This window comes from Amycolatopsis sp. M39, from assembly GCF_001651785.1.
Taxonomy (GTDB): domain Bacteria; phylum Actinomycetota; class Actinomycetes; order Mycobacteriales; family Pseudonocardiaceae; genus Amycolatopsis; species Amycolatopsis rubida.
This window is the reverse complement of record NZ_LWSF01000006.1, coordinates 40,511-51,899: the sequence shown is the minus strand read 5'-3', so window position 1 is coordinate 51,899 and position 11,389 is coordinate 40,511. Positions and strand designations below refer to the sequence as shown.

Here is an 11,389-nt window from a genome sequence, read left to right as displayed (position 1 = left end):
AGCCCGCCGAGGATCGGCTTCGGCTCCTTGCCCTCGAGGTCGGCGACGACGAGGTTCTTCGTGATCAGGTCGATCGCCCACAGCAGCGCCGCGACCGCGAACACCACCCAGACCCGCCGCTTGGGCAGCGGCGCGCCTTCGTCGGCAGCCTCCTGCTCGGGCGGTTCCGCAGACGGCTCGACCTCGGGTTCGGACGGCGAAGGATCGGTGCTCACACCCCCATTGTCCACAACCGCGCCCGAGCAGGTCACAGCGGCAGTCCCCGGCCCGAATTCAGTCGCCCCGGACGCCGCTTCGCTGCCCTGCCCGCCGAGATCCCCGCCGCGGCCGGGATCGCCTTCGACCTCTCCCCGCTGGCCAGCCGACAGCGCGCACCTGCGCCCCTTGGCAGGCCTCTCCCGCACCGAACCGCGGGAAATCCACGACGTGCCGCAGACCGCCCTGGCCGGCTGCGACACCCCGGTCCCCACCCCGGCCGACGCGGCCCGAGCCGCGTTCACTCACCTGCCCGGTCGCTCCTCAACGGCCATCTCGCCGAACGCGGCCTGCTGAATGACCTGCACGCGATCATCCTGGCGCACCGGCAGTGTTTGATGGCGCCGGCTCCGCCGCCGCGGCGGGCGCGCCGTTGAGCCGATCCCGCGTCGTGGTCAAGTTTTCTGGCGAGCCAGTCCCAAAACCGGAACCGTCACCCCAGTGCCCTCAGGCGCAAAACGGCGGCAGCTCCCGCGTATCCCCCACCGGCGCCCATCGCCCGTCCGCCTTCGCGTACTCCCACCGGGCTCCCCGGGCCACGATCTGCCGCAGCGCCAGCACCAGCCGGTCCACGTGCTCCTCAGTGCTCCCCAGCCCGAGGCTCACCCGAACCGCCTGCTGGCCCTCGCTTCCGGCCTCGCGGATCAACCGCCGGGCGGCCACGTGCGCGCAGAACGCCCCGTCCCGCACGCCGATCCCGTACTCAGCCGACAGCACCGCGGCCAGCCACCCGGGCTCGAATCCGTCGACGACGAAGCTCACCGTGCCGACCCGGTCCACCGGCGCGTCGAAGAATCGCAGCTCAGCGAACCCCGGCAAGCCTTCAAGCCCCTTGCGCAGCCGCTCCAGCAGAGCGGCCTCGTGCGAGCCAACGGCATCCCACTGAGCCGCCAGCTGCTCGCAAGCCACCCCAAGCGCATACACGCCAACGGTGTTCGGCGACCCGGCCTCGTGCCGCTCCTCGCCGCTGTTCCACACCACGGCCTCCTCGGTCACCAGCTTCGTAGCGCCTCCACCGGCGAGGTACGGCTCGGCGGCCCGCAACCAGTCGCCGCGCCCGATCAGCGCACCAGCCCCGAAGGGCGCGTACAGCTTGTGACCGGACAGCGCGACGTAGTCGACATCCAGCTCCCGCAACGAAATCCGCCGATGCGGAGCGAGCTGCGCGGCGTCAAGGGCCACCCGGGCGCCGTGGTTCCGGGCCACCGCGGCGATCTCGGCGACCGGCAGCAGCTCGCCAGTCACATTGGACGCACCAGCGACCACCACCAACCGAGGCCCCTGCGGACATTCCGCAAGCGCTTCGTCCACAACGGACACTGCGGCGAGCCGGGTCCGCGGCAGTTGCACGCGCCGGACGTTCGGACCCCGCCACGGCAGCAGCGCCGCGTGGTGCTCGCTGTCGAACACCACCACGGAAGTCTTGCGCGGCAACGCCTTTGCCAGCAGGTTGAACGCGTCAGTGGTGTTGCGAGTGAAGATCACCGAGTCGCCGCTGCGCGCGTCCACGAACCGGCGCACCACGTCCCGGGTCCGTTCGTACAGCCGCGTCGAGACCTGCGAAGCGAAGCCCGCGCCACGATGCACGCTGGCGTACCAGGGAAGAAACTCGTCGACCGCCGAGCGCACCGCGTCCAGGCACGGCGCGCTCGCCGCGTGGTCGAGGTTGGCGTAGCCGATGTCGCCGCCCGTCACCAGCGGGACCCGCAGCGCCGCACCCGCGACAGCGGGAACAGCGGTGCCAACAGCTTCCGTGGACCGGTCGAGTGCGAGAGTCATGACGGTGCCTCCTCGGCGTTCCGGGGGACCCCCGGCGAGGGGCCCGCGCTTGCCCGCCGCACTGCGCGACCGGCCTGGTCCTCACCCGGGGCACCCCACCGCGGTAGGAGGGTTGCCGGCCAGCGAGCCGGGGCTTCGCGCTGGCACTCATGACCTGAAACCGAAGATAGCGGACAACCCCCGGACGAAACCAGCGCCGTCTCGTGATCTGAGACGGCAGTCACCGGGTATGTCCACAAAGGGCAGAAGGGTCAGGCCCCGGATTCCCCGTGCCAGCGGGCGAGGCGGCCGGCCCGGTCGACGGCCCGGATGCGCCGTTCGGTCGCGTCCCGGTCGGCGGCGGTGGTGACCACCAGAAGCTGGTCGGCGACCTGCAAGCGGCTCGTTTTCTGCGGGGTGAAGCCCGCCCCGTCGCGGACCACGAGGCTGACCGTCGCCCCGGCGGGCAGCCGCAGCTCCGACAGGTACACGCCGTGCAGCTTCGACCCCTTCTGAATGCGCACCTGCAGCAGTTCCGCACCGAGTTCGTCGAGCGGGGCGGCGTCGACCTCGATCTCGTGCGCCTGTGTCGCCTTCGCCAGTCCGAGGATCCGCGCGAGCGGGCTGAGCGTCGCGCCCTGCAGCACGGTGAGCACGATGACGAGCACGAAAACCGCGTCCACGAGCCGTTGCGCGCCGGGCACGCCTTCGGACAGCGGGATCATCGCGAGCACGATCGGCACCGCACCGCGCAATCCGGCCCAGGACAGGAACGTCTGCTCCCGCCACGGCAAACGGAACGGCAGCAGCGACAGGACCACCGAGAGCGGCCGGGCGAGCAGCAGCACCACCGCGCCCGCGACCAGTCCCGGGATCAGCGCTTCGAGCAGCCGGGTCGGCGACGCGAACAGGCCGAGCAGCACGAACAGGCCGATCTGCGCGAGCCAGCCGAGCCCTTCGGCGAAGGACAGGGTGTCCGAGCGGTGCGGCAGCTTGGAGTTCCCCAGCACCAGGCCGGCGACGTAGGTGGCGAGCAGGCCGGACGCGTGCGCCAGCTGTCCCGAGGAGTACGCGAGCAGGCACACCGCGACCGTGGCGAGCGGGTACAGGCCGGTCGCCGGGAGCGCGGCCCGCCGCAGCGCCTGCGCGCCCAGCCAGCCGAACGCGAGGCCGAGCGCGAGGCCGGTGAGCAGTTCGTAGACCACCAGCAGCGGCAGCGACCAGTCCACCGCCTCGCCGGAGGCGAGCACGACGACCGCGATGTAGGCGGGCGCGTCGTTGATGCCGGATTCCAGCTCCAGCGCGCCGACGAGCCGTTTGCCGACCCCGGCCGTGCGCAGCACGGAGAACACCGCCGCGGCGTCGGTCGACGCGAGGACCGCGCCCCACAGCAGGGCCAGCCGCCAGTCGAGGCCGAGCAGCCAGTGCAGTGCCGCGCCGGTGACCGCGATGCTGATCACCACGGCCAGTGTGGACAGCAGGATTCCGGGCCCCAGCGAGGGTTTCACCGCGGACCAGCGCGTGGTGAGCCCGCCCTCGGTGAGGATCAGGACGAGCGCGGCGAGCCCGAGGGACTGGGTGAGCGCCGGATTGTCGAAGCGGATGCCGAACCCGGCTTCGCCGAGCACGACGCCGATCCCGAGATACAGCAGCAGCGAGGGGAATCCGAGCCGGATGGACACCCGCACCGCGAGCACCGAGACGACCAGAACCAGCGCTCCGACGCCCAGCAGCATGGGAAGCTCGTCCACCCCTCCGCCTCCCTCCCGTCGCCCGCAGGCGTCCAGAATAGTGAGGCGGTGTCCGGTTCCCGTGCGCGCACCACCGGTCCGGGGGACCTCGCCGGTGTGTTACGAAGCCTCGGCGGCACTCACCGTCGCCAGATCGACACCCAGCGCGGCGAACGGACCCCGCGCACCGGGCAGGACCCGGATCGCGCGCTGCTGGTCCCGCGTCAGCCATCCGGCTTCGACCGCCCGCTCCAGCACCGCCGCCGGAACCGCGCCCGCGAGGTGTTCCCGCCGCTCTGTCCAATCCAGACAGTCACGCAGCAGCGGCCGCCGCGGCCGGTCCGGCACCGCGACACCGAGATCGGCCAGCACGTCGCGTCCGGCTTCGGTGAGCGCGAGCCCGTCCGACACGTCGATCAGGCCCCGCTCGACCATCCCGTCGCGCAAGGCGACGCCGAGCGTCCCGGCGAGATGGTCGTAGCAACTGCGCGCGAACGACAACCGCCGCACCCGCAACGAAGTCCGCAGCCCGGACGGCCGTTTCAGTTCGGCATGCTGCGCCAGATGCTCGATCAGCTCCGCGACCCGCGGATTCGCGAGCCGCACGTACGCGTGCCGCCCCTGCTTCACCCGGGCGACGAACCCGGCCTCGGCCAGCCGCGTCACGTGCTCGCTGGCCGTCGAGACCGCGATCCGCGCCGCGGCGGCCAGTTCGCCGACCGTCCAGGCGCGGCCGTCGAGCAGCGCGAGACACATGGTCGCGCGGCTCGGGTCGGCGAGCACGGCGGCGACCTCGGCCAGTGCGACGGTTTCCATACAGGGAGGGTAGAGCGGGCAGCGTTCGGCGGCGGCCGAAGAGTCGGGCGTGAGTGGCTATGCCGGTGAGAACCGGCATAGCCACTCACGACCGTAACGCGGCGCAGGCAGGCCTCCAGGGGCCGTGTGTGCTGCTGCCGGTTCTCACCGGCAGCGGTCGGCGCGGGCCTGAGCGTGTGCGTGTCGTGAGCCCTTACAGCGCGTCGAGGAACTTCGCGCCCAGCGAGACGGCCGGTTTGGAGTCGTTGGCCCCCTCCAGGAACACCGCGAACGCCAGGTCGCCGCGATAGCCGGCGAACCAGCCGTGTGCCTCCGCGCCGTCGCCGAACTGCGCGGTGCCGGTCTTGCCGAACACCGAGCCGGAGTGCGCCAGGCCGGTCGCGGTGCCGCCGGTGACGACCTCGCGCATCATCCCGCGCAACGCGGCCAGCACCGAACCCGAGGGCGGCTGGTAGCCGGTGCCGACCTTGGTGCCGCCTTCCCACAGCCGTGGCACGACCGCGCGCCCGGACGCCGCGGTCGCCGCCATCACCGCCGCTCCCATCGGGCTGACCTGCACCTTTCCCTGGCCGATGCCGTCCTCGACCTGTTCGTCCGCGTTCGCCGCCGGGTCGACGCGGCCCATCTCGGTGGACAGGCCCTCGATCGCGAAGTCGGCGTTGAGGCCGAACTGGGCGGCCGCCTTCGCGAGCCCGTCGGCGGGCAGCTGCGAAGCGAGCCTGCCGAACGTGGTGTTGCAGGACTTCGCGAACGCCTGGTGCACGGTGGTCGTGCCGAGGTCGAAACCCTCGTTGGAGAGCGTGCGGGTGCCGATCCGGTCGGTCAGCGGGCACGGAACCGAGGAATCCGGCGTGACCAGGCCGGCTTCCAGCGCCGCGGTCGCGGTGACGATCTTGAACGTCGACCCCGGCGCGTACTGGCCGCTGAACGCCGACGCGGCGTTGGTGACGCTGCCGTTCTGCGCCACCGCGAGCACGTCGCCGGACGACGGCTGGACGGCGACCAGGACGGCCTTGCCGTGATACCCGTCGACCGCTGCCTGGGCCGCCTTCTGGGTCGCGACGCTGAGCCCGGTGGCGGCCGGTTTGTGGTCGCCTTCGGGGTTGCCGAACAGCGTCTCCAGATTCTTGCCCGTGGCGTCCACGCGCTCCACCGCGAACGCTTCGGACGCCTGCCCGTGCCCGGTGAGCGCCGAACGGAGCAGCGGGAACGCCTTCTCGTCAGCGAGCTTCAGCCCTCCTCCGCCGGAGACGACGAGCGGTTTGCCGTCGCGGTCGACCACTGCCGGGACGTCCGAGGACGCGATCGCCAGCCGCTGCCCCGCTTCCAGCTCGGGGTGCAGCGCCGTCGGCGCCCAGTGGACCCGCCACGTGCCCTGTGCCTGGACGAGCCCGAGACTGCCGGTGTAGGTCCAGGTGTGGCCGGGGCCGAGGTTCCAGATGATCGTGTAGGCGGCCGTGGCCTTGCCGCCCTGCGCCGCGCCGACGTCGCCGAGCTTGGCGGTCAGTTCCTTGGGCCGCAGCGTCGCCCAGGCGTCCTGCAGCGCGGAAGAGGCGTCCGCCGGAGCGTCGGTGGCCTTGCTGGCGGTGTCGGCGTCCTTCGTGGCGAAGGCGAGCAGGTATCCGCGAGCGGCCGAGCCCGGGTCGTTCGGCTCCGCGGCGGTTGACCCTGGCTCCGAACCTGGCGAGGCCGCCGTCGATCCCCCGCCGCTGAGCAGCACGACCGCTGCCACGACGATCGCGACCACGGCCAGCGCGCCCCCGATCAGCACGCCCTTCTTCCCGGCAGGACTCACCGTCGCCTCCCCCTCGCCCACGCGGTCCGCCCGCGTCCCTCGCTCAGCTTTCCATCGCTGCGCCGAAGCGGGCGTTACCTCGGGAAACGCGACGAATTCGTGATCAACGGCGGGCCGTATAGGTCGTTATACAGTTTGGTCGGATTTCCGGCGGGCGCGTTGCCCGCAGATCCCGGCCGCGACCAGCGCCGCGACCAGCACGCCCGAGCTGATCAGCTGGATCCGGGCGGCGGGGTCGCCGGTCATCACCGCCAGGATCGCGACCATCGCGGCGAGCGTCGCCCAGGTCAGGTACGGGAAGCCCCACATGCGCACGGTGCGGCTCTCCGGCGCGGTGCGTTCCAGCTGCTTGCGCACCCGCAACTGCGTGCAGGCGACCAGGATCCACACGATCAGCAGCACCGAGCCGACCGCGTTGAGCAGGTACTGGAAGACGGTGTCCGGCCAGAGCGCGTTCAGCGCCACGGCAACGAACCCGAAGAGCACCGAAGCGGCGACGGCGAAGCTCGGCACGCCGTTGCGGTCCACTTTGGCCAGTGCGCGCGGCGCGTGGCCGCGGCGCGCCAGCGAGTACACCATGCGGGCCGCGCCGTACATGTTGGTGTTCAGCGTGGACAGCAAGGCGAACAGCACGACCACGTTCATGATCTGCCCGGTCGCCGGGATCCCGATCCGTTCGAGCACCGCGGCGAACGGGCTCTGTCCGGTTTGGACACTCGGCCACGGCAACAGCGAGACGATGACCAGCATGGAACCGATGTAGAACACCGAAATCCGCACGACCGCGTTGCGGACCGCCTTGCCGACAGCGTGCGCGGGGTCGTCGGACTCGGCGGCCGCGATGGTCACCACTTCCAGGCCGCCGAAGCTGAAGACCACCGCGAGCAAACCGGCGCCGACGCCCTGCCATCCGTGGGGCAGCAGCCCGCCGTTGCCGAGGAGATTGGCCGTTCCGGCGAAAGACGTTCCCGGGAGCACGCCGAGGAACGCGAGCACGCCGAGGACCAGGAAAGCCACGACCGCCACGACCTTGATCAGCGCCAGCCAGAACTCGAGTTCGCCGAAACGGGACACCGCCGTGAAGTTGACCGCGGTCAGCACGGCCATGAAGAGCAGGACCAGCGCCCACTGCGGAACGCCGGGCAGCCAGCTGTTGACGATGATCGCGGCCGCGGTGGCCTCGACCGCGAGCACGACCACGAGCGCGGCCCAGTACAGCCAGCCGATGGCGAACCCGGCCCACGGCCCGAACGCGCGCTCGGCGTGCACCGAGAAGGACCCGCTGGACGGGATCGCGGCGGCCATTTCCGCCATCATGCGCATGACCAGCATCGCGAGCGTGCCGGCGAGCACGAAGGACAGCACGACGGCGGGCCCGGCGAGCTTGATCCCGACGCCGGAGCTGACGAACAATCCCGAACCGATCACGCCGCCCATCGCGAGCATGGCGAGGTGCCGCTGGCGCAAGCCGGCGGCCAGCCCCTCGGCGGCCGGTTCGGCGGCGGCTTCTGAAGTCATGGGGAATCCCTAGCAGACGCTTGCCCGGGCACCGGAGCCGAGGCCCGCCCGTCCGCAGTCCCCGGCTGGGCGCGGCTCTCCCCACTCCCGCTGAGGTACGTGAGGGGAACCCTGAGGGAATCTGATTCCCTGAGAGTTCCCCTCACAGACGTTCACCCCAGCGGGACCGCGCGCCCGGGGCACCCGTACTCAGGGGCGGGACCGCGTCAGATCACGCCTTCGCGACCGCCACGCGCACCTTCACGCCCTCGCCGACCGTGCCGTCGAAGCCCTCGGCCACCTCGCCGTAGGACACCGACGTCGCGAGCGTCTCGGACGCCACGAACTCCTCGTGCTCGCGCACCGCGGCCGTCACCTCGCCGATGGCGTCCACGGTCAGCGAGATCCGGTCGCCGACGTCGAGACCGGCCTCGCGGCGGGCCTGCTGGACCACGCGGACCAGGTCGCGCGCCAAACCCTCGTTCGCCAGGTCCTCGGTGACCTCGGTGTCCAGCACGACCAGGCCGGCCCCGCCGGGCAGTTCGGCCGCCGCGCCGCCGCCCGCGGCCACCAGCCGCCGGTCGTATTCGCCGTCGGCCAGTTCGACGCCCGCCGCCACGACCGCGCCGGACTCGTTGGTCGTCCAGTCGCCCGCCTTGACCGCCTTGATCACCTGCTGCACGGCCTTGCCCAGCCGCGGACCGGCCGCCCGCGCGTTCACCGCGACCTCGAACGAGCCGTGCGCGGCGACGTCGGTGGTCAGCTCCACCGACTTCACGTTCACCTCGTCCCGGAGGATCTCGGTGAACCCGCGCAGCGGTTCGACCTCCTCGGCCGCGACCACGAGCTTCGCCAGCGGCAGCCGCACCCGCAGCTTGTTCGCCTTGCGCAGCGCCAGCGCCGACGACGCCACCTGCCGCACCTTGTCCATCGCGGTCACCAGCGCGGCGTCGGCGGGCAGGTCGAGCGCGTTCGGCCAGTCGGCCAGGTGCACCGAACGGCCGCCGGTCAGCCCGCGCCACACCGTTTCGGTGGTGAGCGGCAGCAGCGGCGCGATGACCCGGCAGGTCACCTCCAGCACCGTGTGCAGCGTGTCGATCGCGTCCTGCTCGCCCGCCCAGAACCGGTCGCGCGACCGGCGGACGTACCAGTTCGTCAGCACTTCGAGGAAGTCCCGCACGGTCTGGCACGCGCCCGCGATGTCGTAGCCGTCCATCGCGGACTCGACGTCGGTGACGAGTTCGTGCGTCTTCGCCAGCACGTACCGGTCGAGCAGGTGCGTGGAATCCGTGCGCCACTGCCCCTGCTTGCCTTCGGCATTCGCGTACAGGGCGAGGAAGTAGTACGAGTTCCACAGCGGCAGCACGGCCTGGCGGACCGCGTCGCGGATCCCCCGGTCGGTCACGACGAGGTTGCCGCCGCGCAGGATCGGGCTCGCCATGAGGTACCACCGCATGGCGTCGGACCCGTCGCGGTCGAAGACCTCGTTGACGTCCGGGTAGTTCCGCAGCGACTTCGACATCTTCTGGCCGTCGGAGCCGAGCACGATGCCGTGCGACACGCAGGTGCGGAACGCCGGCCGGTCGAACAGCGCGGTCGCGAGCACGTGCAGCAGATAGAACCAGCCGCGGGTCTGCCCGATGTACTCGACGATGAAGTCGCTCGGGTAGTGGTGCTCGAACCATTCGCGGTTCTCGAACGGATAGTGCACCTGGGCGTAGGGCATCGACCCGGAGTCGAACCACACGTCGAGCACGTCCGGCACGCGGCGCATGGTGGACCTGCCGGTCGGGTCGTCCGGGTTCGGCCGGGTCAGCTCGTCGATGTAGGGCCGGTGCAGGTTGTCCAGCCGCACGCCGAAGTCGGCCTCCAGCTCGTCCAGCGAGCCGTAGACGTCGATGCGCGGGTAGGCCGGGTCGTCCGAGCGCCACACCGGGATCGGCGTGCCGAAGTAGCGGTTGCGGGAGATCGACCAGTCGATGGCGTTCTCCAGCCACTTGCCGAACTGGCCGTCCTTGACGTTCTCCGGGTACCAGGTGATCTGCTGGTTCAGCTCGACCATCCGGTCCTTGAACTGTGTCACCGCGACGAACCACGACGACACCGGCTTGTAGATCAGCGGGTTCCGGCAGCGCCAGCAGTGCGGGTACGAGTGGTCGTAGGTCTCGTGCCGCAGCAGCACCGCGCCCTGCGCCGCCGCGCCGCCGGTGCCGTTCTTGAGGTCCTTCACGATGTCCGGGTTCGCGTCGAACACCTGCTGCCCGGCGTAGTCCGGCACAGTGGCGTCGAACTTGCCGTGCGCGTCCACCGGGGTCGGCGGGACGATCCCGGCCGCGTCGGTCGCCGTCTTGTCGTCGGCGCCGTACGGCGCGAGGTGCACGATCCCGGTGCCGTCCTCGGTGGTGACGAAGTCCGCCAGCAGCACGCGGTGACCGTTCTCCAGCCCGGCGAAATACGGGAACGGCGGCGCGTACCGGGCCCCGGCCAGCTGCGCGCCGGTGTAGCGCGCGACGACCGTCGGCTCCTCGCCGAGTTCCCGGGCGTACGCGGCCAGCCGCGCCTCGCCGAGCAGGAAGCGTTTGCCCGGCTGGGTTTCGGTCTCCACCACGACGTACTCGACCTCGGGGTGCACCGCGGTCGCGAGGTTGGCCGGCAGCGTCCACGGGGTCGTGGTCCAGATCAGCAGGTGCGTGCCGTCGAGGTCGTTGTCGTTGCCCTCCAGCCGGAATCCGACCGTGACGGCCGGGTCCTGCCGGTTGCGGTAGACGTCGGCGTCCATGCCCAGCTCGTGGTTGGACAGCGGCGTCGCATCGCGCCAGCAGTAGGGCAGGACCCGGTAGCCCTCGTAGACGAGTCCCTTGTCCCACAACCGTTTGAACGCCCAGAGCACCGACTCCATGTAGGTGACGTCGAGCGTCTTGTAGTCGTTGTCGAAGTCCACCCAGCGGGCCTGGCGCGTCACGTAGTCGCGCCATTCGTCGGTGTAGCGCAGCACGGATTCGCGCGAGGCCTCGTTGAACTTCGCGATGCCCATCTCTTCGATCTCGGTCGTCTCGGTGATCCCGAGCTGCCGCATCGCTTCGAGTTCGGCGGGCAGGCCGTGGGTGTCCCAGCCGAACCGCCGTTCGACGTGCTTGCCCTTCATCGTCTGGTAGCGCGGGACGATGTCCTTCACGTACCCGGTGAGCAGGTGCCCGTAGTGCGGCAGGCCGTTGGCGAAGGGCGGGCCGTCGTAGAAGACGTACTCGTTGTCGCCGTTCGTGCCCTCGGGGCGGGCGTCGACGGTCGCCTGGAAGGTCCGGTCGCTCTCCCAGTACGCGAGGACGCTCTCCTCCAGCGCGGGGAACGACGGCTGGGACGGGACCGTGGTCTCTCCGCCCGGCGAAGCCTGGGGGTACATCCGGGTGCTCCTTGCGTTCGTCGCTCGTACGGGCGGCCGGCGACCACCCACACGGGGACGAGACGCTCGCGCGTCACGCGGTACCACCCCGCTTGCCCGGCGCACTGCTCCCGGGCCACTCGTCGCACGGCTGTCACG

Annotated in this window: 6 protein-coding genes, 1 pseudogene and 1 riboswitch; all 7 genes and pseudogenes read right to left on the bottom strand. The window is 71.1% G+C overall.

From position 1 onward, the window contains the following. Window positions 1-215 (bottom strand): annotated as a pseudogene (locus tag A4R44_RS50370) (signal peptidase II); the annotation flags it as partial. A gap of 487 nt (window positions 216-702) precedes the next feature. Then, on the bottom strand, window positions 703-2,034 hold the full coding sequence (locus tag A4R44_RS17425; protein WP_067581357.1) for an aminotransferase class V-fold PLP-dependent enzyme: 1,332 nt from the start codon (window positions 2,032-2,034) through the stop codon (window positions 703-705). Between the two features lie 40 nt (window positions 2,035-2,074). After that, window positions 2,075-2,189: riboswitch (SAM riboswitch) on the bottom strand. A gap of 96 nt (window positions 2,190-2,285) precedes the next feature. Beyond that, window positions 2,286-3,764 carry a potassium/proton antiporter gene (locus tag A4R44_RS17420; protein ID WP_067581355.1) on the bottom strand — a complete coding sequence of 493 codons (1,479 nt, stop codon included), beginning with the start codon at window positions 3,762-3,764 and terminating at the stop codon, window positions 2,286-2,288. A 99-nt stretch (window positions 3,765-3,863) separates the two neighbouring features. Then, window positions 3,864-4,559, bottom strand: a complete 696-nt coding sequence (locus A4R44_RS17415; protein WP_067581353.1) for a helix-turn-helix transcriptional regulator — start codon at window positions 4,557-4,559, stop codon at window positions 3,864-3,866. A 193-nt stretch (window positions 4,560-4,752) separates the two neighbouring features. Then, window positions 4,753-6,354 carry a penicillin-binding transpeptidase domain-containing protein gene (locus A4R44_RS17410; RefSeq protein ID WP_067582267.1) on the bottom strand — a complete coding sequence of 534 codons (1,602 nt, stop codon included), beginning with the start codon at window positions 6,352-6,354 and terminating at the stop codon, window positions 4,753-4,755. A 126-nt stretch (window positions 6,355-6,480) separates the two neighbouring features. Beyond that, a complete protein-coding gene (locus A4R44_RS17405; RefSeq protein ID WP_067581351.1) occupies window positions 6,481-7,872 on the bottom strand; it encodes an amino acid permease in 1,392 nt (463 codons plus the stop codon). Window positions 7,873-8,083: 211 nt separating this feature from the next. Then, a complete protein-coding gene (gene ileS, locus A4R44_RS17400; protein ID WP_067581349.1) occupies window positions 8,084-11,251 on the bottom strand; it encodes an isoleucine--tRNA ligase in 3,168 nt (1,055 codons plus the stop codon). Window positions 11,252-11,389: the final 138 nt, after the last annotated feature.